Source organism: Ochrobactrum sp. AP1BH01-1, assembly GCF_018066705.1.
Classification (GTDB): domain Bacteria; phylum Pseudomonadota; class Alphaproteobacteria; order Rhizobiales; family Rhizobiaceae; genus Brucella.
In genome coordinates, this window is the sequence record NZ_JAGPOU010000005.1 from 56,489 (window position 1) to 79,939 (window position 23,451).

The following is a 23,451-nucleotide window of genomic DNA, read 5'->3' on the forward strand; positions in this document are numbered from 1 at the left end:
CTAAAGAGCAGGTAACCGTCCAAGCGGAATGAAGCCGGCACTTACCTTGCCCTTGCGAACGGCGATCTCCAGCACAGGATTGCCGTTTTCGTCTTTCGGCATGGCCGAAAGAGCAAACAGTACGGTGGCTATATTGCCCCCCTGCTCGGGAAACACCGTCTGTCCGGCCTGTGCCAGCGATTGCGGATTGACCAGCGTCAGCTTCACATCGGCATTGATCAGCCCGTCCGCATCGATGGAAAACGGCCCAGCGACAGAAACCATGGCCCCATTGGGCATGGACAGAAAAGCCTGATTGACCGTGCCGGAATGCCCCCGCAACCTTTGATGAAAGGGCGTGTCGCTACGGGCGAGCAGCGTTGCGGCGTCTGACACATTGATGTCAGCCACACCGTCGATTTCGGGGCTGGTGGCATTGCCTATCGCGGCCTTGGCAAGCTTCAATCCGGCAAAGCGGCCATTGATCTTCAGAGTGCCGTCCGCTTCGCTCATGCGGAAATCCATCTGCTCGAGCGTGCTGAGCGGCTCCGTCGTCGTTGTTTCCGTGCGAAGACCAACCGCGACTTCACGCGCAGCCAGTTCGATTTCGGTCGGGAACGGCCGCGCCAGACGGGTATTGGAGGTAAATTTGCTCCAGTTGACCTCCAGCGGCTCCAGCCCCGGAAATTCGATGAAGGCGGGTCCGATGAGATCGTTCGAGAGGGAACGCGGCGCATAGACAGGAGAGCCGGAGGTAAAGCGCCCGGCACGGAACGACATGCCTTCGGAAGGACGCTGCCAGGAAATGCTGTCGCAGACGACATTGACGCGCAGCGGATAACCACCCATGCGCAGGTCTTCGCATTTCACGCCGACGCCCTGGGCCGCGAGCTTGGCCATGTCGGCCTTGGCCCGCGCTTCCAGCTTGTTTGCAATATAAAACCAGCCTGCCGTATAGCCAGCGATCAGGACGACGAGAATGACGAGGAGCGTTAGGGGACGCTTTTTGGCTTTCGGTGCGTTCATTCCAGTATGCGCCATTTCAAAAGCCTTGTTTATCAGTCAGTCATTTCGGGAGTTCGCTCTGGATTCGGACCATAGCCAAAATCCCGTAACGTTGTGCTCCTCTCGACTGGTGGCCATATTATGGCAGGATTGTGCCTTGTGAAGATATGGAAAAGAAAAATAGAGGGATATCCGTCGATTACCGGTGGAAATCGACATTTACTAAATCATTATAGGCCCTCTTATGACCACAGCTCTCGATGACAGACGAATGAACGATTTCTGGGTTTTCGGTTATGGCTCGCTGATGTGGCGACCGGGCTTTGCACATGTGGAAACGGTCCGCGCCCGCCTTTATGGTTATAGGCGCAGCCTGTGCATCTATTCGCACGTTCATCGAGGAACACCCGATCATCCGGGCCTGGTCCTCGGGCTCGATGCCGGCGGCTCCTGCCTTGGCATGGCTTTTCGTGTGCCGGGCGACATGACCGACGAAGTGATGACCTACCTGCGCGAACGTGAAATGTCGAACCAGGTCTATCACGAAAAGCACCTCCGCCTGCGCCTCGCCGACGGTCGCAGTGTTGATGCGGTCACCTATGTCGCCGACCGCCGCCACATCCAGTATGCAGGGTCGCTTTCAGCGGAGAATGCCGCGGCAATCGTCGCGTCGGCTCGCGGCGATTCCGGTGCCAATGTGGATTATGTCGCCAATACGCTCCAGCATCTGCGCAATATGCGTGTCCGCGATCACTGGCTGGAACACGTCAACGATCTCATTCACCGCAACATCAATGACCGTTCGACAATTTAAGCGCTGAAAGCGAGCGCTACGCTCCTCAAAAATTCCAGCGTTCGGTGCTCAGCCCTTGTTCTTGCCCGATGCAACCGCTACATCTCCGCCAATTGCCAAGGAGGCCTCCATGATCGCATTGTTCCGCACCATTGATCTGGCGCTTGATATCTACACCTATATCATTATTGCGAGTGCCATCTTCTCGTGGCTCTATGCGTTCAATGTCGTCAATTCCGGCAACCGGTTTGTGGCCTCAATCGGTGAGTTCCTCTACAAGGTAACGGAACCTGCTTTGCGGCCTATCCGCAATCTTCTGCCCAATCTTGGCGGCATCGATATTTCACCGATCATCCTGCTGCTGATTATCTTCTTCATCCGCCAGTTCATGTGGACGACGCTGCTGCCGCTTTTCCTTTAAGCGCATCAATAGAGCGGCTCCGCTTAAAACGGAGTCGCCGGAACCGCTCCATTTGTTTTTCCGCGCACCTTGTTCCGAAAACCGCTTCGCACTTTTCGGGATGCGCTCTGAAAACAATAGCGCCCGGACATTGCCGGGCGCTTTTGTCTAGACGGATCGAGAAGCTGCCGCTTACTTGTTCTTGGCGCGTTCGATAGCTTCGACGATGAACTTGCGTGCGTAATCTTCGTCGCCCCAGTCACCGATCTTGACCCACTTGCCGGGTTCCAGATCCTTGTAGTGCTCGAAGAAGTGCGCGATCTGCTTCAGAGTGATCTCCGGCATATCGGTATAGTCGTGGATCTTCTCGTAGCGGCGCGTCAGGTGCGGCGACGGCACAGCGATGATCTTCTCGTCCTTGCCGGAATTGTCTTCCATGACCAGAACGCCGATCGGGCGGACATTGATCACGCAGCCGGGAACCAGCGGACGGGTGTTGCAGACGAGGACGTCAATCGGATCGCCATCTTCCGAAAGCGTATGCGGCACGAAGCCGTAATTGCCCGGATAGGTCATTGGCGTATAAAGGAAGCGGTCGACGATGAGAGCGCCGGCCTTCTTGTCCATCTCGTACTTGATCGGCTGGCCGCCGACAGGCACTTCAATGATGACGTTGACGTCTTCAGGAGGATTGGAGCCGATGGAGATGGCATCAATATTCATGATGTGTCCTTTCGTGTCGGGCTCTGATAACGGGTTTCAAGGTTGCACGCAAGAAAAACGAAAGTTCTAGAAAACGCGGCGAATTGTCGTTCTCGCAACGCAATTGAACGTGATCAGGCCGTTAACATGCTGTGAGGGTTAAACGCCGAGTTCGTTCAGTCGTTGAACGGCTGTCGGCGGCATCGGGGGAGGATTGGGATCTCGGCTGGCGGCGATCAGGAATTCGTCGCAGGCCGTTTCCGTCGTTTCGATCAATCTCTTGAGGAATTCTTCTTTCGGCAGGCCTGGCGGAATGGGCGGCAGAATGCGGGCGCGAATGGTTCCTGGATAACGCAGGAACTTGCGGCGCGGCCAGTAGAGGCCTGCATTATGCGCGATCGGGACAACCGGAATATTGAGCGCTTCGTAGAGATGAACGATGCCGTACTTATATTGTGGCGGAGCGCCCGGCGCCCGGCGCGTGCCCTCGGGATAAATGAGAATCTGGCGCCCTTCCGCAATCGCCTTTTCCGCTCCCGTGGTGATGGAGTGCAACGCCTTGACGCGTGAACCGCGATCGACCGGGATCATCTGCATCTTGGCGATATACCAGCCGAAAAGCGGGATGCGCATCAGTTCCCGCTTCAGGATCAGCACCGGATCATCGAGATAGGGCAGGAAAGCATAGGTATCCCAGGCGGATTGGTGCTTCGGGGCGCAGATATAGGCACCTTCGGGGATATTCTCCAATCCGTCGACAACATAGTCGGTGCCGGCAATGTGCCTCTGCAGCCAGAGATTGACCCGCGCCCACAGCTTCGGCACGATCCAGGCCTTCTTGCGGGGCAACAGGAAATAAAAGGGCGTGTAGACGATCATCTGGACCAGCGTGCAGATATAAAACGCCGCATTGAACAGGATAGAGCGCAGGTAGAGAAGCATCAGTCGGCGGAGACCCTGGCTAAAGCATTTTCGTTCCCGGCTTCCGGAAAACGAACACGCGCGAATTCTGGACTTTCTTCAGAAAGCTTCGGCACCGATATATCAGGAAGATCGGGCATTTCCATCAGGAAATTGTAATCCGTACGAGAGATCAGCTCCCCGCCGTCGCGCTCTGCCTGGGCTGTGTTCCAAACAGCTCGCTCGTGCCAACACGCACGGCGGCGCCCAGATATTTCACATATTCGATGAAGAGCACGCGCAACGTATCGCCTTCAGCCACCCAGCTATGTTCGCGACGCTCCCCGCTCACCACCGGATAGGGGATGAATTCCACATCCTTCATGAGATAGGACATTTCCAGCGTGCTGCGCGGAATATGGTAGTTGTTGGTGACCAGGATTACGCGGCGATAATTATTGGTACGGATCCAGCGTTCGCTTTCCGCGGCATTGCCGACGGTGTTGAGCGCCGACCGGTCGAGATCGACGCAGCAGTCGAACAGGCTTTGATCGGCATGTGTGGTGCGCTGCAGCACCTTTTCGTTGGTCGACGGATGAACGCCGCTTATCAAAAGCCGCTTTCCACGCTTGTCTTTCAGAAGATCGACCGCAGCCTGAATTCGGGACTGGCCGCCGGTCAGAACGATGATCGCATCGGCAGGCTCATCGATAGACGGAGGCTGCATGCTGGTGACCTTCTCGCCGAACACAACGAATCCGACGAGGAACACCAGAAGAATGATAAACAGAATGATGGAAACAGGCTGGAAACGTCTGAACATGCGCATCATGACAGACCACAGGAAATTGCGGGATGCAACTGTAAAGGATTGCAGGGAAACGCTGTTCCGACGCCGGCGCCAGACGACATCCCCTGTACTAAGTCCGTTTGCTGTCTGCCTCTGTGCCACTGCATCGTTATTTGACCGGTGCCCGCCCGATAGCGCTCGCGGGATTCGCATATCATCTCTTCTTCCATCATAGCCAGCATTGCGGCGAGAAGTCGGAGAAGCAGCCGAAAATCGTGGCTTGAAAGCGCCCGTATCGGAAAAGGTCTTCATTCGGAGCGCACCCCCGGACCGTCCATAGTTGCAAGCTGGCGGATCACCGTCAGGCGGCTGGTCAGCATGGTCAGGAAACTGACCAGAATGATGATGACGGCAGCACCGATATAGCCGCTGCGTCCGATAGCGAAGTTGCCGAACATGGCCGCCGCCTGATCGCCTTCGGGCGTCGCCATATGGCTCGATGCCCACCAGGAAAAGATCAGGAACACCAGCATCGCAGCAGCTCCGCCGCACAGAGCTCCCTTCAATGCCGTGCGGAAGAAATGCCATTCGAACTCGCGCGCCACAAATTTCGATTCCGCGCCTATGAAATGCAGCACCTCGATAATATGTCCGTTGCCAGACATTGCGCCCCGCGTGGCAAAGATCACGGTTAAGACGGTCGCCGCGACCACAAGCGAGAGAACGCCCGTCCCCACGAACACCGTCGTATGCGCCATGGAGACAAGCCTGTCGACCCAGGTGCGATGATCATCGAAAGTCGCAGCCGGAATTGCGCGTGTGATTTCAGCGCGCATGGTTTCAAAATCAGGCGGTGCATTTTCGTCAATGGTAACGACGACAAGGCGCGGCACGGGCAGTTCATCGATATTCAGGCCGCTGCCGAGCCATGGTTCGAGCAGCCGCGCAGTCGCATCCTTATCGATGATGCTCGTGCCTTTGACGCCAGCAAAACCGCGGGCGATCTCGCTGGCCTGAGCCAGCGCCTTTTCCATATCCTGGCCATCGACTGGCCTGATCTGAATCGTGGCTTCACGCGCGATCTGGCTCTGCCAGGCTGCGGCCGAGGCGCGAACCAGCGTCACGCCTCCCATCGTCAGGCATGCCAGAAAGGTCATGATGGCGATCACGATGACAAGCGCGGTGCCCGTAACACTACCATCGGGCACAATCGGGCTCGGTCCCTGACGTTTCCGGCGCTTGCCGATACGGACAAGCAGCATGTCCTTGAGGTCTTCCAGGCGCACCCGGACATCATCGAGCTTACGTTGCAAGGCGTTCTTTGCATCAATCATAGATGTCGAGCCGCCCATGTTCGAGGATCATGCGCCGCGCATCGACCTGATCCATCAGGGAAAGGTCGTGTGTCGCGATAATGACGGCCGTGCCCGACCGGTTCAGCTCGGTGAAAAGGCGCAGGAGACGCTTTGCGAGCGGCGGGTCGACATTACCGGTCGGCTCGTCCGCCAGAAGCAGTTCCGGCTGATCGATAAGCGCCCGGGCAATTGCGGCACGCTGCTTTTCACCGCCGGAAAGAACCGGCGGCAGCACATTCATGCGATCGCCGAGCCCGACCCAGTGGAGAAGCTCTTCCACCTCGTGACGGTAGGTAGCCTCTTCCTTTCCACGCACCCGCAGCGGGAGCGCCACATTCTCATAGGTGGTCATATGGTCGAGCAGGCGAAAATCCTGAAACACGATGCCGATGCGACGGCGTAGAAGTGGAATCTCCGCATGATTGAGCCGCGCGACGTCCTTGCCGAAAATATTGATAAGGCCGCGCGTCGGCTTCAGCGCCATGAACAGAAGGCGCATGAGCGAAGTTTTTCCCGCCCCGGAAGGGCCGGTCAGAAACTGGAATGAACGCGGCGGAATATGGAAACTGACATCGCGCAGGATTTCAGGACCCATTCCATATCGCAGGCCGACATTCTCGAAACGTATCACCGGGCTGTTTCTCTTCAATTGTCCGCGCGTTTGAAGACGAACGGATGCATCGACATCAGATCGACCTTTATCCTCTATGGTTAATGTTGAGTTAAAAACCCGCCTCACAGGCTTCAAAAAAGCTCCGAACGAAGCTGCGCCCATGAAACGTTAACCATTACAGACGAGTATGCGGCACTGGTCGAAGGGGCGAAAAACGCAAAGGAAGATGACGTCATGATGGCGAAACGACCATCGGCAGCGCATATGTCGCGTACAGCTTCGCGCGAAAGCCGCCCGACCGCATGGTTTGCTTCGGATGCCGGCCCCGTCGAGGATGCCGAATTCGAAACCATCGTTCCGCCTTCACCTAAAAGGAAATACTGCTCCTCTGACATTGCAGAAAAGCCGTTCGTATCGCGCAACCTCGTGTCGGAAACAGGTTCGGCCAGCGAATGGCCGGGTTTCGGATATTGGGTCTTCGTCGCACTTTGCGCGACCACCGCTTTCTGGATGGCGGGCGGATACGCACTGCTCGCCGAAAAGCCCCTCGCCGGCGGACAGCCTATGCTGCCGCTGGTTTCGGCGCTTCAGCTTACCGATCTGAAAACCAGTGTCGGAATACACGACAAGGGTGATGTCTTGAGTGTCGGTGGCCGTATCCGAAACACCACATCCGAGGAACGCGCTGCGCCGCCGCTGATCGTCATGATCACCTATAGCGACGGCAGCAAACGCGAACGCCGCGTGGATTCGGGAAAAATGTTGCTGAAACCTGGCGGATATATCGACTTCGAGACGATGCTGCCTGCCCTGCGCGGTACAATCGAAAAAGTTGACGTTCGACTGGCGAACCGGGCTTAGCAGGCGCGGCCCATAAATCCCGGCCTGACGTGTTTGGCTACTGCCAGCAGCCGAGATTGCGACCCTTGAGATTGTGCGAGTCGATTTCGACCACAAGGCGCGGATCTTCACGCAGGAGAACCAGTGTCGTGCGCTGTTTGAGGTCTATCTTCTGCCAGCCAGTGCATTCAGTCGGCATCGGGGTGCTGTCGATCTTTACCTTTTCCGTCCAGGCTGTCGCCGTGCAGCCGGACAGAGCTGCAACGATCGGAACGACTTTGGCCGCTCCAGAAGCGAGCCTTTGCGCTTTCGTTCCACGATAAGTGTTCAAGGCTGACAACTCCAATCTGCCCCGCGAAATCACCTGCCAATCGCTCCTGCGCTGGCGAGGGTCGCCCGTTCGACCTCCTTGCTTATAACGTGCCATAGTCCCTTTCCGCAATATAGCGGGACGCGTTTGGCGGCTTTTTAAAAGTCCGATCGACCACTCTGACAATCCACCGAAACCGATGAGGAAGAGATATAAAAGCAAAATCGAATATAGGAAGAATAGCCTTCTTGTTTACTGAATTACCGGCGCGAATCCACAGGAAACAAACGCCATCCTTCAAGTTAAACATGGCTGTCGGAAGAAAAAGACGATTATATGCTTCATGCTAAATGATTCGCATGCGGCAGTTTCACTACACCAACCCTGGGGATTTCCATGCTGAATAAATTGTCGGCTGAATTTTTCGGAACATTCTGGCTTGTTTTCGGAGGCTGTGGCAGCGCAGTCCTCGCTGCGGCCTTCCCTGAACTGGGCATCGGCTTTCTTGGCGTAGCCTTCGCCTTCGGTCTGACGGTCCTTACGATGGCTTATGCCGTCGGCGGCATTTCCGGTGGCCATTTCAACCCCGCCGTCTCGTTGGGTCTCATGGTGGCGGGCCGTCTTCCGGCCAAGGACCTGATCCCTTATTGGGTTGCGCAGGTTCTGGGCGCCATCGCGGCTGCGGCCGTACTCTTCCTCATCGCTTCTGGCAAGGATGGCTTCACCGCCGGAGGATTTGCGTCGAACGGTTATGGTGAGCTTTCGCCAGGCGGCTACAGCATGATGGCAGCTCTGCTCATCGAAGTCGTCCTGACCGCCTTCTTCATCATCATCATTCTGGGGTCAACCTCTTCGCTGGCTCCGGCTGGCTTTGCCCCGATTGCCATCGGTCTCGGCCTGACCCTGATCCACCTGATTTCGATCCCGGTCACCAATACGTCGGTCAACCCGGCTCGCTCGACCGGCGTCGCTCTCTTTGCCGAAACGGCAGCCCTCGGTCAGCTCTGGCTGTTCTGGGTTGCACCGCTCGTCGGCGCCGCCATTGGCGCGATCATCTGGAAAGGCCTGCTCGGCAAGGATTGATCCGGAACGACAACCCGCGACAACAACAAGGAAAGGCCGGTTTCAACCGGCCTTTCCTGCTTTCAGGGCCGCGCCGAAATTATCTGGGGCAGCGGTTTACGAAATAGTTCACAAAAGGTGGTTCCGATCATGGGAAGGATGCTGTAAGTAACGTCCATCTTCTTGTTGTCACGCATTGTCCAACGCAAGGCCGCTTCGCACTTTTGTCGGAAATGCTTCAGATGTTATGAGCAATGTCCCCCACAAACGATGCTTCTTCCGCTGATCGTTACGCAGCGTTCCGGCATTCTGCCTTCAAAAAATATTGGGGCGCCCGTTTCCTGAGCGCTTTTGCGGTCCAGATCGTCAGTGTGTCGGTCGGCTGGCAGATTTACGATCTGACCCGCGACGCGTTCAATCTGGGCATGGTCGGGCTGGCGCAGTTTCTGCCATCTCTGCTGCTCGTTCTGGTAACCGGTGCCGCCGCCGACCGTTTCGGCAGACGCTTCATCATGGGCCTTTCGCTCATTCTGGAAAGCATCGTGACAGCATTGCTGCTCGGTCTGACGCTCGCAGGCCTTTTTGAGCCCCTTACCGTCTTTGCGGCACTGACACTTTTTGGCGTAGCGCGTGCATTTCTCGGCCCTTCTTCCGCATCGCTTGTTGTCAACCTCGTACCGACTGAGGATTTTGCCAACGCCGTTTCATGGAATTCATCCGCGTGGCAGGTGGCGACAATCGTCGGTCCGGTTGCGGGCGGCCTGCTTTACGGCATTTCGCCTGTGGCAGCCTACTCGGTCGCAACTGTCTTCCTGCTGATCGGTTCGGTCCTGATCTTCTCCATTCCAAAGCCCAGGCAGCACACACTTGCCGAGCAACGCTCGCTGACGAGCATGCTGGCTGGCTTTCGCTACATCTGGAAGGAAAAGATCGTCCTTGGCGCGATATCGCTCGACCTGTTCGCCGTTCTCCTCGGGGGAACAGTTGCCCTGCTGCCGATTTATGCGCGCGATATCCTTGATCTCGGTCCCTGGGGACTGGGACTGCTACGCTCCGCTCCGGGCATCGGCGCGGTTTTGACCGCCGTCTGGCTGGCCGGGCATCCGATCCGCGATCATGCTGGCCGCGTGATGTTCGTCTTTGTCGGCCTCTTCGGTTTCTTCAATATCATTTTCGGCGTTTCGACCCTGACATGGCTGTCTGTCGTTGCCTTGGCGCTTGCGGGCGCCGCTGACATGATCAGCGTCTATATCCGGGAAACGCTGATGCAGTTGTGGACGCCCGATCACGTGCGCGGTCGCGTCAATGCGGTGAATATGGTCTTTGTCGGCGCATCGAACGAACTGGGCGAGTTCCGCGCCGGTCTGATGGCTGCGGCTATCGGCGCAGTTCCCGCCGTTGTCATCGGCGGACTGGGATCGATCGCCGTTGCCGTTGCCTGGGCTGCAATGTTCCCGCAATTGCGCAAGGCCCGGCACCTGCAGGGGCGGACCTGATTATTCGAAACCCGATCCGGGATCGTCAGGACGCGGAGGCACCGCGATTCGCCTTGTCCATGCGATCCTCTATGGCGTTCCGGTCATCGTGCCGGATGCCGACCAGTTCGGCCACGCGCCACATCACGTCTGCCTCGACTTCGCTCACCTTACCGTCGGCGTAAACCATTTCCCACATCAGGCCGATCAGATCGAGACGGGCCTGATAGTCGAGCTGCCGCTTGAGAACAGACGTGAAATCCGACAGATCGATTGCTTCCTGGTCGGCCTTTTCGGCTGCACGGATCAGCCGCTTCAGACTGTCGCCCTTCAGACCATATTTCAGCGACAACATTGAAGAGAGCTTCTTGCGCTCGCTTTCACGCGTTTCACCGTCAGCATCCATGATGTGATACAGGAGAGCGGCGGCAGCCAGTCGCGGGTCGTCATTGGAAAATTTTTCATTCCGGTCACGAAAACCGCTGGCCGGAAGTTCCTTTAAAAAATCCAGAAGACGATCGAACATTCAACCTCGCTGCCATATTCACTGCTTGCCGCCATATCAGGGGGATATTTTTCTCAGCAAGTTTGAAGGTAACGGGCTGGATACGTCGCGCAAGGCGGTAAACGACCATACACAACCGTTTACCGTCCAAGAGTTGCGCTGCGTTGTTTTTCGGCAACGATTAGCGGGGAGGATCAGAAAAGACGCATTCCGCCCGGTGCCTTTTGCGCAGGTTTGCTTTCATCGACGCCCGGATCATCCACCACGATATGCGCGTGGTGTGGCTCTTCCTGTGGATCATCATCGCCCGCAGGATCATCGGCCACAGGCGGCTTCATCTCGTGGAGCTTAGGCGCCGGAGGCACTGAGGGCGCTTTGACCGGCTCGGCTGCAGGCACGATAACTTCGGCTTCCTCAACATCGCGGACGAAGGGCTTGTTTTCTGCCCCTGCGGTTGCAGCCATCGTGTCAGCCTTCTCAATCGGCTCGGCCAGAACAATCTGATTGGCCTGTCTCGCTTCGACCGGCCCCTTGATTTCAGGCTTTTCCTCTTCAATAGCCGGTGCCAGCTCCACGACAGGAACCTTCCACTCGAAACTGTTCAGCCGCCCAGTGACCGGCGATACAGGCGACCATTGTGCGGAGACATAACCATCGGCAGTCCATGCGGGGTCGCGCGGTGCCTTGACGGCACGCGCCAGCCATTCACGAACCTTGCCCTGATCGCCGGTTTCGGCTTCCTCGATGTCGGCGAGCAGAAGATAGGCACTCTCGCGCGGCGACGCGCGCAAAACCTGTTCGGCATTGTCGCGTGCAAGACGATAATCGCCCGCCTCATAAGCCGCACGTGCCAGAGCAAGACTGCCCTCGGCATTGTTGGAGCGCAGCGATACGAGATGCTTCGCACGCTTCAGGCGGTCCTGCGCCGTATCTCCGGACCGGGCATAGACATAAGTCGAAGCGATGTCAGGATGCGGGAAACGTTTCCACGCCGCTTCCAGAATTTTCGAGCCTTTCCGCACATCGCCATCGGCGAAAAGCGCGCGCGCGGCAACCACGGCAGCGGGCACCAGATCGGGCGCGAGCTTGTTCGCCTCCAGCGCCAGCGTCTTTGCCTGCGCATGATCCACGTCGACGACTGCCATCGCCTTGGCGGTCAAAAGCGCGGCGCGCTCCTTCTTCACCACATCCTTGCCATGGGCAAGCGCCTGCTTGCGCGCATCGACAAGCTTCAACGCGGCATCCCAGTCGCCCTCGGCGCAGAGCTGGCCCATCATCGCCGACGAAGCCCATTCGAGTTGTGGGGCTTGGGCGGCAGCTTCCGCGGCATAATGACGGGCGGCATCGCGAGCGCCCACGCGCTGGGCTTCGATATACAGTCCGCGCAAGCCCAGCAACCGTGTCTCGGGATCGTCCACCATCGCCTCGAAGCCCTTGCGGGCATCTTCCGTGCGCCCTTCCAGCATGGCGGTCTGCGCCTCAAGAAGCTTTATCAGCGGCTCCTGATCGGAACTCAGCAACTTGCCTGCCTGGTTGGTCATGCGGCGCGCTGCTTCCGCATCGCCGGCGCCAGCTGCGATCAATCCGGTCGAAAGCGACTGATAGCCCCGATCGCGCTTGCGCGCACGGAAATGCCGGCGCAACGTATAAGGCGACTGGATGATGCTCTTGATCAGCCACCACAGGATGAGAATGGCCGCGACAATGGCAACGATCCCCGCAACGGCGGTTATCAGCGGCACATTGTAGTGGTTGCCAGCAAAGGTGACATCAAGTTCGCCCGGACGGTCCGCGAGCCAGGCAAAGCCGAAGCCAAGGGCAGCAACGATGACGAGATAGAACAGAACCCGCAGCATCGGCTCGCCTCCTATTGACCGGAAGAGGCCGGAGCCCCGCCGGTTTCATCCGCAGACGCCTTGGGTTTCAGGCTGTCGGCGACGAGCCGCTGCACAAGTGCATCGGCATCACGCCTCGCCCGCATCTGGTCGGCAAATTCCTGCGAGGCTGCCTTGGCATCAGCGGGTAACTGTTCCCACTCGCTGAGCGCACGCTCCAGGTCGCCGGCCTGAAGCGCCGCTTCCATACGAGCGGTAATCGGGCCGACGCCCACGCCGCTGACATTGCCCGCAACCGGGCGTACGCTCACCAGGCCCTTTGCGCTGGCGACAAGCTGGTCCCAAATACCGGCATCGGAAGACAGCTTGTTCTCCGTCGCAACAATCCGGTTTGCGACGGCACCGAACCAAGCATTCAGGTCAGCGACGGTCGGAACCCCCTTATCCGCAAAGCTACGCAACCGTTCGATGGATCCCTCATCCGGCGCAATTGACGCATAGGTGTCCAGTTCAGCCTTGAACGAGCCGCCGCGATCAATCGCCATTTTCAATGCATTGGCCGCTATCAGCACCGTCGCGTCGGGCTGGCGAGAAGCCTGAGTGACCTTTTCCTGCAAGGAGGTCAGTTTCGATTCGAGCGATGAAATCGTGCCGGTGTTTCCCGTGACTCCGGCTGTCGCCTCATCGGCCCTGTTTTGCGCCGCTGAAAGCTTGCTCTCCAGTGCATCAAGCCGCTCGGTCAGGGCGGTGGTATCCGCTGCGGCTTGCTGTCCTGCTTCCTTTGGCAAGGCTGCCACTTGCTGCTGGAGATCGTCGAAGGAACCTGCGACTGCCTCCGCCTTGATTTCGGCTGCCTGCACATTCTTTTCCAGTGCCGCAAGCTGCGCACGGCTCGCATCGTCGAGCGGCGCAGGCGTCGGATTGCTCCGCAAATCGGCGATCTGCTGTTCCATATGCGCCAGCTGTTCCGCCGTCACTTTCGCGCCCGGAGAGGGAATGACATTACCCCATTGCAGCGCCAGCAAACCGCCAAGCGCGATAACACCACCCGCAACACCAGCCAGAAGATGCGACGCACCCGCACTGCCCTTTTGGACAGGCTGCTGGGTTTCTGGTTTCACACCTGAGGTAAAGGGCGGCTTGGCATAAGTGGAACTTTCCGGCTTTTCCGCTTTCGCGGTTTTTTCGGCGGATGTTGATTCCGTCTTGGGCGGCACCGGCTTTGCGGCTTCCGGCTTTGGGCTCCCGGATTCTGGAAAATTTCCCACCGGCTCCGCCTCTGGCGTCGCCTTCGCTGCTTCGTCAACCCGCTTCACATCCGATGGATCGAGATTGATCGTCACAGGATTACGGGCCGGTTTGGAATGTCGCGGAGTGCCGGATTTCGCCATGGATCCTCTCGAAAGTACCGATTGGTTGCCTCAGACTCTAGCAGATAAAATCGCCAGATGAAGGAAGGTTGCGCCAAAATGAGTCAAAGTTTGGCAAACAGCCGGAAAAGTCCTTCTTCATCCGGATGGTCTGCAACAAGCGCATTTGCCCGCCAGAGCGGCGGCAACCGGTCTGCTACACGGGCGGAAATGCACAGAAAACGCGTTTTCTCATCAAAAGGCGGTTCGATTTCGCGCATTGCTTCCACAAAGCTCGTCGCCGCAACGCCGGAATAAAGCATGACTGCGGCAAAAGGCGTATCACCCAGTGCATTTTGAAGCGCCGCGCTCGTATGGGCAATCGTCTCGCTATCATAGACATCAACGACATGCATATCGAGTTTAGCGGCCCGCATCTCATCTTCAAAAACCGGCTGGCGCACCCGCCCGGCGAGATAAAGAACGCGGGATCCTTCGGGAAGATCACGCTGCATGGTCGCCGCCAGGCGAACCGCATCGCCGCCGCCGTCGATCACTTGCCCGAATCCGGCCTTCCGTGCCGCCTGCGCTGTTCCCTGTCCGACAGCAAAGAGCGGCAGACTAAGGAACGGCTTCAGCCGTTCCATGTCTATATGGCGAAAGGCATTGGCGCTCGTCACTGTTAAAGCCGCGAACGGGCCATCGGGGAAAGCGAAGAGAAGCGCAACAGTTCGGCTCAGCGGAAGCAGAACGGGCTCATAGCCCCTCGACGTCAGTTTTGCGGCAGTCGCGGAGCCAGCCGGCTGTGGCCGCGTCACCAGAACGCGACCGAGCGAAATGGGTTGTTCCCGCCCCGGCAAGTCTACTCCCAACCTTCGAAAAACCGCGGACCGGCCTTGGCGCGCAGTTGCTCTGCGGCTTCGCTGCCCAGTGCGGCGGCATTCGATACCGCACCTTCCGCTCTTATCTCATGTGCCTCCGACCCGTCCGGCTTCAAGATCATGCCGTGGAATGAAACCATATCGCCATTGACTGTGGCAAGCCCGGCAATCGGCGTACGGCAGGAACCGTCAAGGGCAGCCAGAAATGCCCGTTCGCAGGCAAGGGCTATGCTTGTCTCGCGATGCGCGAGCGGCGCCAGCAGCGCATCGATGCGGGTATCCCCGATACGGGTTTCGATGCCGATGGCACCTTGTCCCGGCGCGGGCGGAAAGCTTTCCGGATCGGCCAGATCGGTAATGACATCGCCAAGGCCCAAACGTCGCAATCCGGCGCAGGCGAGAAACGTCCCGTCGACTTCCCCGGCTTCCAGCTTGCGCAAACGGGTATCGACATTTCCGCGGAAAATCACCACCTGAATGTCAGGACGAAGGCGGCGGATCAACGCCTGACGACGCAATGAGGACGATCCGACCGTCGCGCCCTGCGGCAAGTCGAGAAGACGGGAAGCCGTGCGGCCGATGAAGGCATCGCGCGGATCTTCACGCTCAAGGAAAACGGAAAGATGAAGACCATCGGGCAGAACCGTCGGCATATCCTTGGTCGAATGGACGGCAAGATCGATTCGAGCGTCCGTCAGCGCCTGCTCGATTTCTTCGGTAAAGAGCCCCTTGCCGCCGATTTCGGAAAGCGCGCGATCCTGAATGCGGTCGCCAGCCGTCGACATGGGAATGATTTCGATGGCCTCTTCCGGCAGATCATGCGCCTCCATCAGGCGGCGACGTGTCTCGTAAGCCTGGGCGAGAGCAAGCTTGCTGCCCCGCGTGCCTATCTTCAACGTGCCATTCTTCAAGGATGCTGTTTGCATATTGCGCCGTCCATGGTACCGGATTTTTCAATGAATTATGAGACAGGCAGGGTCTAACCGCAAATGCGCATTCTTGGAATAGAAACAAGTTGCGACGAAACAGCCGCCGCAATCGTCGAACGGGACGATCAGGGCGAAGGACGGATTCTGTCCAATGTGGTTCTGAGCCAGATCGCCGAGCATGAACCCTATGGCGGCGTGGTGCCGGAGATTGCCGCACGCGCCCATGTCGAAGCGCTGGACCGGCTGGTTGCCCGCGCGCTGGACGATGCCAACATGAAGCTTGCCGATGTCGATGCGATTGCGGCCACGGCGGGACCGGGGCTGATCGGCGGGCTGATCGTCGGGCTGATGACCGCCAAGGCATTGGCCATGGCGGCACAAAAGCCGTTTTATGCCGTCAATCATCTGGAGGGCCATGCCTTGACGGCGCGGCTGACTGACGGCTTGCCATTCCCCTATCTGTTGCTGCTCGTTTCCGGCGGCCACACGCAGATGGTGCTGGTACGCGGCATCGGCGACTATGAACGCCTTGGCACCACGATTGACGATGCGCTGGGCGAAGCTTTTGACAAGACAGCAAAGCTACTGGGTCTTCCTTATCCCGGTGGCCCCGCCGTGGAACGCATGGCGCTTGAGGGCGATCCGAAGCGATTCGCGCTGCCGCGCCCACTGAAAGGCGAAGCACGGCTTGATTTTTCCTTTTCCGGCCTCAAGACGGCGGTGCGCCAGACGGCCACCGAATTGGTGCCGCTGTCGGATCAGGACGTTGCCGACATCTGCGCCTCGTTTCAGGCGGCGGTCGCCGATACGCTGTCCGACCGGGTGGGTCGTTCGCTCGAACGTTTCAGAAATGAGTTTCCCGATTGTGAAACGCCGGCGCTTGTCGTTGCCGGTGGGGTTGCGGCTAACAAGACGTTGCGTGCTGCGCTCGAAAATCTTTGCGCCCGGCATGGTTTCAGCTTCATTGCCCCACCGCTTGATCTGTGCACCGACAATGCCGCGATGATCGCCTGGGCTGGTGCGGAACGGGCAGCAACCGAGGCTCCCGATTCGCTCAGTCTGGCACCGCGCTCGCGCTGGCCGCTTGACGAGAAGTCGGCGCCGGTGATTGGAACCGGACGACGTGGAGCGAAGGCATGAGCGGTCGGGGCATGAGCGGAAAAACTAGCAAGATCGCCATTCTGGGTGGCGGCGCCTGGGGCACAGCTCTGGCAACGATGACGTGCAGCAGCGGCCACGACACATGGCTTTATGCCCGCGACGACGAAACAGTCGAAGCCATCAATCAAACACACCGCAATCCGCGTTATCTGGGCGAGATCGAGCTTCCATCCGCTCTCAACGCAAGCACGGACGTCGCCGCTGTCGTCGAGGGCGCAGATGCCGTTCTGGCGGTCATTCCGGCACAAGCCATGCGCGGCGGGCTGGCGCAATTGAGCAGCCTCATTCCGCAAAGTGCACCTGTGGTGCTCTGCGCGAAGGGTATCGAGCGCAGTACGGGACGGCTGATGTCGGAAGTCGTGGCCGAAGTCCTGCCGGACCATCGGATTGCCGCGCTTTCCGGTCCGAGTTTTGCAACGGATGTCGCGCGCGGACTTCCAACCGCCGTAACCGTTGCCTGCGAGGATGCGGCAATCGCCGATCAGCTCGCAGCACTTTTGTCAGGCCCCGCTTTCCGGTGCTATTCGACAACAGATCTAAAGGGCGTCGAAATCGGCGGTGCCTTGAAAAATGTTCTGGCCATTGCCGCCGGCGCTGCCGTCGGGCGCGGCTTTGGCGCCAGCGCACAGGCCGCACTCGTCACGCGCGGGTTTGCCGAGCTGCGCCGGATCGGTCAGGCCATGGGGGCAAGACCTGAAACCATCATGGGGCTTTCCGGCCTCGGCGACCTGATGCTGACCTGCTCGTCTTGCCAGTCGCGAAATTATTCCTATGGGTTGGCGTTGGGACGCGGAGAAGACCTCACCAATCGTCCGCTCGCCGAAGGCGTGGCCACTGCGCCGATTGCTGCCGAATTATGCCGCAAGCACGCTATTTCCGCGCCCATCATCGATGCGACGGGTGCGCTGCTTGACGGTACGATCACCATTGACGAAGCCGTGACGGCTCTGCTCAATCGACCACTCAAGACCGAAGATTAGAGGACTAGACGATGCTTTTTGCCCTTCTGTGCAACGACAAGCCGGACCATCTGCAAGTGCGCCTCGATACGCGCCCTGCGCATCTCGACTATCTCAAGGGTCTTGGTGACGGGCTGAAGTTCGCAGGCCCCTTCCTCGGCGAAGATGGCAAGCCAAACGGCAGTCTGGTGGTTGTCGAAGCCGCTGACAAGGCGGCGGCAGAAAAGATCGCGGCCAACGATCCCTATGCACTGGCAGGTCTGTTCCAGGATGTGACCGTGCGTCCGTGGAATTGGGCGATCAACAATCCCGCCAACGCTTGAGGTTTGTGACTGATGGCTTACTGGCTGTTCAAATCCGAACCGTTCAAATGGTCATGGGAAATGCAGAAAGCTCGTGGCGAAAAAGGCGAGCAATGGGACGGTGTGCGCAATTATCAGGCGCGCAACAACATGCGCGCCATGAAACTGGGTGACAAAGGCTTCTTCTACCATTCCAATGAAGGGCTGGAAGTGGTCGGCATTGTCGAAGTTTGTGCTCTGGCACACCCCGACAGCACGACGGACGATCCCCGCTGGGAATGCGTGGATATCAAGGCTGTGCGCGACATGCCGAAGCCGGTAACGCTGAAGGACGTGAAAGCCAACCCGAAGCTCGAAAAGATGGCGCTCGTCACCTCGATGCGACTTTCGGTGCAGCCGGTGACGGAAGACGAATGGATCGAGGTCTGCCGCATGGGCGGGCTCGATGCTAAAGGCATCTGATGCTCAATCCGGCCCATAAAAGCGCGCGCGATTTCATTCTGGCCAATACGAGCCTGCAAGCGCCGCCGCATGTGCCGGAAATTCTTTTGCATCTGGCCGATGAAGCGCATGACCTCTGGCATAAGACAGAGGAAGAGCTTGCCACGATCGGCCTGCCGCCGCCCTTCTGGGCATTCGCCTGGGCCGGCGGTCAGGGTGTGGCGCGCTATATTCTGGACCATCCCGAAACGGTGAAGAACAAGTCCGTGCTCGATTTCGCATCGGGTTCGGGCCTTGTCGCGATTGCCGCCATGCAGGCAGGTGCATCAAGCGTGCTTGCTTCGGACATCGATCCTTTCGCGCTTCCCGCCATCGAGATCAATGCATTGGCCAATGGCGTGTCTGTTGCCCCATCTCTGGATGACCTCATCGGGCAGGATGGTGGCTGGGACGTGGTTCTGGCTGGCGATGTCTTTTACGAAAAGCCACTCGCCGGGCGGCTTATTCCCTGGTTCTCAGAGCTGGCTCAACGCGGTGCCCACATCATCGTCGGTGATCCGGGCCGCGCCTATCTGCCGAAGGAACGGTTGCAGCAGCTCGCCGTCTATACCGTTCCGGTGACGCGTGCGCTTGAAGATGCAGAAGTGAAGCGCACGACCGTCTGGGCATTTATTTAAGCGAAGCGCTTGGCACCCGCCACGCAGACGACAACCACCGCTGCGGTCGCGACCATGCCCATACTGACAGGTTCTCCCGCAATACCGGCGGCGAGCATGAGCCCAAAGAACGGCTGGAGAAGCTGCAACTGGCCGACAGTGGCAGCACCGCCTTGCGCCAGGCCGCGATACCAGAAGAAGAAGCCAATCAGCATGGAAAACAGAGAGACGTAGCCAAGGCTTATCCAGGCCGGTGTGCCGATGCCTGCCCATGTCTCAGGCCGCGTCATCACGCTTAGCGGCAGCATGACCGGCAGCGAAAACGCCAGCGCCCAGCAGATCACTTGCCAGCCGCCGAGCCTGCGCGAGAGTTGGGCTCCTTCCGCGTAGCCCAGGCCGCAAACGATAATTGCCGCAAGCATCAGCATATCGCCCAGAAGCGTGGACTGGCTTCCCTGTCCATAGGCGTAGGAAGCAACGATGAGACTTCCAACCACTGAAAACAGCCAGAACATCGGTCGCGGACGTTCGCCGCCGCGGAGGACAGCAAAAATTGCCGTGGCGAGCGGAAGCAGCCCGATAAATACAATCGCATGAGCAGAGGTCATATGCTGGAGCGCCAATCCAGTCAGAAGCGGAAAACCGACGACCACGCCAAGCGCTACCACAATCAACGAAATGGCGTCGTTGCGGCGGGGAAAGGGTTCGCGAAAAGCCAGCAGCAGCACCAGCCCCAGCACACCGGCAATCGTGGCGCGCGCCATTGTCAGGAATGTCGGATCGATATCGATCACCGCCAGCCGTGTTGCCGGCAGCGAGCCGGAAAAAATCAATACGCCCAAAAACCCGTTAATCCATCCAGCGGTCTTGCTCATTGTGTCTTTTCGGCTTTCTCTAAAATCGTATAAGGATTTACGAAACAATGCCGTGAAATCGTTCGAATAATCAGGGACAGTTTCCGGACAATTCTGATAAACTGTACTGGTACGAAGGGTAGTACAGATGATTTCGACGGGCCTGCTGCGCAGCCTCGAAGCTGTTGAAGCCGCCTATGCAGGCGGGGACATCGAACGTGGAGAACAAAGCGCCACAGTCGACAGGATGCCGCTCGTCGAAAAGGTGATGGGCATTATTCGCGGACGCATTACCGCAATGAGCCTCGCACCGGGCGCTCGGCTGCCCTCCATCCGGCGTCTGGCCGAAGCGATGAACGTGTCTAAATCCACCGTCGTCGAAGCTTATGACCGACTGGTGGCAGAAGGCATCATCCAGTCACGGCGCGGCGCGGGTTTCTATGTATCGGAGCGAGCGCGCCAGCCGTTTTCGCTCGCCGCCACTGCGCCGCACAAGGAGCGCCAGATTGATCCTTTCTGGGTCATGCGGCAATCGCTTGAGGCGGACGACACCACACTCAAACCGGGATGCGGCTGGCTGCCCGATGCGTGGCTTCCGCAGGACGCGATCCGCCGCGCGATGCGTGTGGTCGCCCGCGACGAGACAAGCAACCTCGCCACCTATGGCGAACCGCTCGGCTTCCGTCCCCTGCGCCAGCATCTGGCCCACCGGCTTGGCGAACAGGGCATTGACGTTTCGAGCGGAGAGATACTGCTGGCAGATTCCGGCACACACGCCATCGATCTCATCTGCCGCTACCTTCTGCAGCCGGGCGATACGGTTCTGGTGGACGACCCCTGTTATTTCAACTTTCAGGCCGTGCTCCTGACCCATCGCGTAAAGCTCGTCGGCGTAGCCTATACCCATACCGGCCCCGACCTCGAAGCCTTTGCCCAAGCCGCCGGCGAACATGCGCCGAAACTCTATATATCCAATGCCGGCCTGCATAACCCCACCGGCGGCTCGATGACACCGGCCACCGCGCACCGGCTTCTGAAGCTGGCTGAAGCGCAAGGCATCACACTGGTCGAAGATAATATCTTCGGCGACTTCCATCCTTCGCCTGCGCCGCTGCTGGCCGAGCTCGACGGATTCGATCGCGTCCTGCATATCGGCAGCTTCTCCAAGACGCTCTCTGCCGCTGCCCGTGTCGGCTATATCGCTGGACGCCGCGACTGGATCGAAGGGCTCACCGACCTCAAGCTCGCAACAAGCTTCGGCGGCAACGCATTGTCGCCGCAGATCGTGCATGCGCTCCTGACCGACGGCACCTATCGCCGCCATGTAGACAGCCTGCGCGCCAAGCTGGCCGACGCCATGACGCTGACTGCCAGCCGCCTGAAAGCCGAGGGCCTCACGCTTTGGACCGAACCGCAGGGCGGCATGTTCCTTTGGGCAAAATTGCCGGACGGTCTGGACTCTGGCCGGATTGCCCGGCATGCTCTGGAAAAGGGTGTGTTGCTGGCGCCAGGCGACGTCTTCAGCCCCTCTCGCACCGCGAGCGGCTTCCTGCGCTTCAACGTCGCGCAATCGCTGGAACCGTATGTTTTTGCGGTGCTGCGCGAGGCAATACGAGAGCTTGGCAGCAAAACCCACGGCTGAAATCGCCTCCAGCATTAGTGCTTCCTCATCGAAAACAATTTCAAGCAAAAGAGACACAGTCATCCGGACAGCTCCGGTTATACTCCTGCGACATGTCTTTGGAGGAGACATCGCGCATTGCATTGTCGGTCCGGCGTCGAATGACAGGATGACACGACGATCCAGCGCAGGGAGAACGGAGAGAGCAGGCAGTCGATGCGTTCGCGCCTGCTGGGAGGGAGTATCATTGAATACGCACCAGTCCGGGGCGGATGCGCTTTCGCGTCCCGAAGATGAAAAATTGTCTGTTACCGCCAATCTGGCTTACGGCTTCCAGCATGTGCTGACCATGTATGGCGGCATCGTCGCGGTTCCGCTGATCATCGGCCAGGCGGCCGGTCTAAGCCCGACCGAAATCGGCCTGCTGATTACCGCATCCCTGTTCGCAGGTGGCGTTGCAACCGTCCTGCAAACCATCGGGATACCTTTTTTCGGCTGCCAGCTGCCCCTGGTTCAGGGCGTCTCCTTTTCGGGCGTCGCAACCATGGTGGCCATTGTCACGTCGAGCCAGACGGGTGAGGCAGGCCTTCAGGTCGTGCTGGGAGCCGTCATCGCAGCTGCCGTGATCGGCCTTATCATCACGCCGATATTCTCGCGCATCACACGTTTCTTCCCGCCGCTCGTCACCGGCATCGTCATCACCACGATCGGCCTGACGCTGATGCCCGTTGCGGCGCGGTGGGCCATGGGCGGAGACAGCAACAGCCCTGAATTCGGCAGCATGGCCAATATCGGCCTTGCAGGCCTTACATTGGTCATCGTCCTCATCCTCAGCAAGATGGGCAATGCCACGATTTCGCGGCTTTCGATCCTGCTCGCCATGGTGATCGGAACGTTCATCGCCTGGGCGCTGGGCATGACGGACTTTTCCCGGGTAGGCGAAGGTTCGATGGTGGCGCTGCCTGAAATCTTTCACTTCGGCATGCCGGTGTTCAGCCTTGCGGCAACGTTCTCGATGTTCATCGTGATCATGGTTACGCTGGTCGAGACTTCCGCCGATATTCTGGCTGTCGGTGAAATCATCGGTACGAAAGTGGATTCGCGCCGCCTCGCCAATGGCCTGCGCGCGGACATGCTTTCAAGCATCCTGTCGCCGGTTGTGGGCTCCTTCACGCAGAGCGCTTTCGCGCAGAATGTCGGCCTTGTTGCGGTGACGGGCGTGAAAAGCCGTTACGTGGTGGCAACCGGCGGGCTGATCCTCATAACGCTCGGCCTCCTGCCAGTGATGGGCCGGGTGATTGCCTGTGTTCCACCGGCGGTTCTGGGCGGAGCAGGTATCGTGCTGTTCGGCACGGTGGCTGCAAGCGGCATCCGCACGCTTGCGAAGGTGGATTACGAGAACAATATCAATCTCATCATCGTGGCAACCTCCATCGGCTTCGGCATGATCCCGATTGCCGCGCCGCAGTTCTATCACCATTTTCCGACCTGGTTCGAAACCATCTTTCATTCCGGTATCAGCTCGGCAGCGTTGATGGCCATTGCGCTCAACCTGATGTTCAACGAGATCAAGCTTGGCAACAGCAACCAGATGTCGGTCTTTGCGGAAGGTACGGAGCGCATCATCCGCCACCACAACATCGCAGAGCTGCATGACGGGGATTATTTCCTGAACGGCAAGCTCTACGACGCCAATGGCAATGAGGTCAAAGTCACCGTAGCACATTGAAATGG

At 58.6% G+C, this 23,451-nt stretch carries 25 protein-coding genes; 12 read left to right on the top strand and 13 right to left on the bottom strand.

The features are described 5' to 3' along the window. Complete coding sequence (locus tag J9800_RS18105; protein ID WP_502696695.1) at nucleotides 1-1,005, bottom strand: DUF2125 domain-containing protein; 1,005 nt, start codon at nucleotides 1,003-1,005, stop codon at nucleotides 1-3. Between the two features lie 250 nt (nucleotides 1,006-1,255). Between J9800_RS18105 and J9800_RS18110 the strand changes: the two genes are divergently transcribed. Further along, complete coding sequence (locus J9800_RS18110) at nucleotides 1,256-1,798, top strand: gamma-glutamylcyclotransferase (protein WP_502696694.1); 543 nt, start codon at nucleotides 1,256-1,258, stop codon at nucleotides 1,796-1,798. A gap of 109 nt (nucleotides 1,799-1,907) precedes the next feature. Then, nucleotides 1,908-2,198 carry a YggT family protein gene (locus tag J9800_RS18115; protein ID WP_112592804.1) on the top strand — a complete coding sequence of 97 codons (291 nt, stop codon included), beginning with the start codon at nucleotides 1,908-1,910 and terminating at the stop codon, nucleotides 2,196-2,198. 171 nt (nucleotides 2,199-2,369) lie between these two features. On the opposite strand, the gene ppa is transcribed toward J9800_RS18115, so the two are convergent. The 5 genes from ppa to ftsE all read right to left on the bottom strand — a co-directional run bounded on the left by ppa (nucleotide 2,370) and on the right by ftsE (nucleotide 6,519). Continuing rightward, entirely contained in the window at nucleotides 2,370-2,900 is a 531-nt protein-coding gene (ppa, locus tag J9800_RS18120) for an inorganic diphosphatase (RefSeq protein ID WP_006467934.1), read from the bottom strand. A gap of 138 nt (nucleotides 2,901-3,038) precedes the next feature. Next, nucleotides 3,039-3,821, bottom strand: a complete 783-nt coding sequence (locus J9800_RS18125; RefSeq protein ID WP_112586606.1) for a lysophospholipid acyltransferase family protein — start codon at nucleotides 3,819-3,821, stop codon at nucleotides 3,039-3,041. Between the two features lie 151 nt (nucleotides 3,822-3,972). Then, nucleotides 3,973-4,881, bottom strand: a complete 909-nt coding sequence (locus J9800_RS18130) for a YdcF family protein (RefSeq protein WP_112586608.1) — start codon at nucleotides 4,879-4,881, stop codon at nucleotides 3,973-3,975. Further along, entirely contained in the window at nucleotides 4,878-5,903 is a 1,026-nt protein-coding gene (locus tag J9800_RS18135; RefSeq protein ID WP_286167400.1) for a cell division protein FtsX, read from the bottom strand. The genes J9800_RS18130 and J9800_RS18135 overlap by 4 nt, the downstream gene beginning before the upstream one ends. Beyond that, nucleotides 5,896-6,519: a cell division ATP-binding protein FtsE gene (gene ftsE / locus J9800_RS18140; protein ID WP_235925422.1), complete on the bottom strand. Its 624-nt coding sequence runs from the start codon at nucleotides 6,517-6,519 to the stop codon at nucleotides 5,896-5,898. The genes J9800_RS18135 and ftsE overlap by 8 nt, the downstream gene beginning before the upstream one ends. Before the next feature lie 252 nt (nucleotides 6,520-6,771). On the opposite strand from ftsE, the gene J9800_RS18145 reads away from it, so the two are divergent. Continuing rightward, on the top strand, nucleotides 6,772-7,398 hold the full coding sequence (locus J9800_RS18145; protein WP_114214577.1) for a hypothetical protein: 627 nt from the start codon (nucleotides 6,772-6,774) through the stop codon (nucleotides 7,396-7,398). A gap of 37 nt (nucleotides 7,399-7,435) precedes the next feature. Here the strand turns inward: J9800_RS18145 and J9800_RS18150 are convergent, their stop codons facing one another. Then, nucleotides 7,436-7,708 (bottom strand): hypothetical protein, encoded by a 273-nt coding sequence (locus J9800_RS18150; protein WP_112586953.1) that lies wholly within the window; start codon nucleotides 7,706-7,708, stop codon nucleotides 7,436-7,438. Nucleotides 7,709-8,083: 375 nt separating this feature from the next. On the opposite strand from J9800_RS18150, the gene aqpZ reads away from it, so the two are divergent. Together aqpZ and J9800_RS18160 are read left to right on the top strand one after the other, a co-directional pair. Next, the gene (aqpZ, locus tag J9800_RS18155; protein ID WP_112586614.1) at nucleotides 8,084-8,770 is read left to right on the top strand and encodes an aquaporin Z; all 687 of its coding nucleotides are present in this window, start codon (nucleotides 8,084-8,086) and stop codon (nucleotides 8,768-8,770) included. 233 nt (nucleotides 8,771-9,003) lie between these two features. Beyond that, nucleotides 9,004-10,245 carry an MFS transporter gene (locus J9800_RS18160; RefSeq protein ID WP_114214576.1) on the top strand — a complete coding sequence of 414 codons (1,242 nt, stop codon included), beginning with the start codon at nucleotides 9,004-9,006 and terminating at the stop codon, nucleotides 10,243-10,245. Between the two features lie 25 nt (nucleotides 10,246-10,270). Here J9800_RS18160 and J9800_RS18165 read toward each other — a convergent pair whose 3' ends face one another. The 5 genes from J9800_RS18165 to hemC all read right to left on the bottom strand — a co-directional run bounded on the left by J9800_RS18165 (nucleotide 10,271) and on the right by hemC (nucleotide 15,720). Beyond that, nucleotides 10,271-10,750 carry a tellurite resistance TerB family protein gene (locus J9800_RS18165; protein WP_114214575.1) on the bottom strand — a complete coding sequence of 160 codons (480 nt, stop codon included), beginning with the start codon at nucleotides 10,748-10,750 and terminating at the stop codon, nucleotides 10,271-10,273. A 173-nt stretch (nucleotides 10,751-10,923) separates the two neighbouring features. After that, a complete protein-coding gene (locus tag J9800_RS18170; RefSeq protein WP_114214574.1) occupies nucleotides 10,924-12,585 on the bottom strand; it encodes a heme biosynthesis protein HemY in 1,662 nt (553 codons plus the stop codon). A gap of 11 nt (nucleotides 12,586-12,596) precedes the next feature. Continuing rightward, on the bottom strand, nucleotides 12,597-13,955 hold the full coding sequence (locus J9800_RS18175) for a COG4223 family protein (protein ID WP_114214573.1): 1,359 nt from the start codon (nucleotides 13,953-13,955) through the stop codon (nucleotides 12,597-12,599). 83 nt (nucleotides 13,956-14,038) lie between these two features. After that, complete coding sequence (locus J9800_RS18180; protein WP_114214572.1) at nucleotides 14,039-14,773, bottom strand: uroporphyrinogen-III synthase; 735 nt, start codon at nucleotides 14,771-14,773, stop codon at nucleotides 14,039-14,041. Nucleotides 14,774-14,775: 2 nt separating this feature from the next. Beyond that, a complete protein-coding gene (gene hemC / locus J9800_RS18185; protein ID WP_114214571.1) occupies nucleotides 14,776-15,720 on the bottom strand; it encodes a hydroxymethylbilane synthase in 945 nt (314 codons plus the stop codon). 63 nt (nucleotides 15,721-15,783) lie between these two features. On the opposite strand from hemC, the gene tsaD reads away from it, so the two are divergent. Genes tsaD through J9800_RS18210 form a run of 5 tightly spaced genes read left to right on the top strand, consistent with a single transcriptional unit; the run spans nucleotide 15,784 to nucleotide 19,263 of the window. After that, a complete protein-coding gene (gene tsaD, locus J9800_RS18190; RefSeq protein WP_114214570.1) occupies nucleotides 15,784-16,863 on the top strand; it encodes a tRNA (adenosine(37)-N6)-threonylcarbamoyltransferase complex transferase subunit TsaD in 1,080 nt (359 codons plus the stop codon). 11 nt (nucleotides 16,864-16,874) lie between these two features. Continuing rightward, complete coding sequence (locus J9800_RS18195) at nucleotides 16,875-17,864, top strand: NAD(P)H-dependent glycerol-3-phosphate dehydrogenase (protein ID WP_114214660.1); 990 nt, start codon at nucleotides 16,875-16,877, stop codon at nucleotides 17,862-17,864. A gap of 11 nt (nucleotides 17,865-17,875) precedes the next feature. After that, on the top strand, nucleotides 17,876-18,166 hold the full coding sequence (locus tag J9800_RS18200) for a YciI-like protein (protein WP_104755016.1): 291 nt from the start codon (nucleotides 17,876-17,878) through the stop codon (nucleotides 18,164-18,166). A 12-nt stretch (nucleotides 18,167-18,178) separates the two neighbouring features. Further along, nucleotides 18,179-18,607: an EVE domain-containing protein gene (locus J9800_RS18205; protein ID WP_114214569.1), complete on the top strand. Its 429-nt coding sequence runs from the start codon at nucleotides 18,179-18,181 to the stop codon at nucleotides 18,605-18,607. Further along, the gene (locus J9800_RS18210; protein WP_114214568.1) at nucleotides 18,607-19,263 is read left to right on the top strand and encodes a class I SAM-dependent methyltransferase; all 657 of its coding nucleotides are present in this window, start codon (nucleotides 18,607-18,609) and stop codon (nucleotides 19,261-19,263) included. Before J9800_RS18205 ends, J9800_RS18210 begins: the two co-directional genes overlap by 1 nt. Here the strand turns inward: J9800_RS18210 and J9800_RS18215 are convergent. Then, nucleotides 19,260-20,117 carry a DMT family transporter gene (locus J9800_RS18215; RefSeq protein WP_114214567.1) on the bottom strand — a complete coding sequence of 286 codons (858 nt, stop codon included), beginning with the start codon at nucleotides 20,115-20,117 and terminating at the stop codon, nucleotides 19,260-19,262. The genes J9800_RS18210 and J9800_RS18215 overlap by 4 nt on opposite strands. Nucleotides 20,118-20,244: 127 nt before the next feature. Here J9800_RS18215 and J9800_RS18220 point away from each other — a divergent pair, with 127 nt between their 5' ends. Continuing rightward, on the top strand, nucleotides 20,245-21,738 hold the full coding sequence (locus tag J9800_RS18220; RefSeq protein WP_114214566.1) for an aminotransferase-like domain-containing protein: 1,494 nt from the start codon (nucleotides 20,245-20,247) through the stop codon (nucleotides 21,736-21,738). 226 nt (nucleotides 21,739-21,964) lie between these two features. Then, on the top strand, nucleotides 21,965-23,446 hold the full coding sequence (locus tag J9800_RS18225; protein WP_114214565.1) for a nucleobase:cation symporter-2 family protein: 1,482 nt from the start codon (nucleotides 21,965-21,967) through the stop codon (nucleotides 23,444-23,446). The last annotated feature ends 5 nt before the right edge of the window (nucleotides 23,447-23,451 follow it).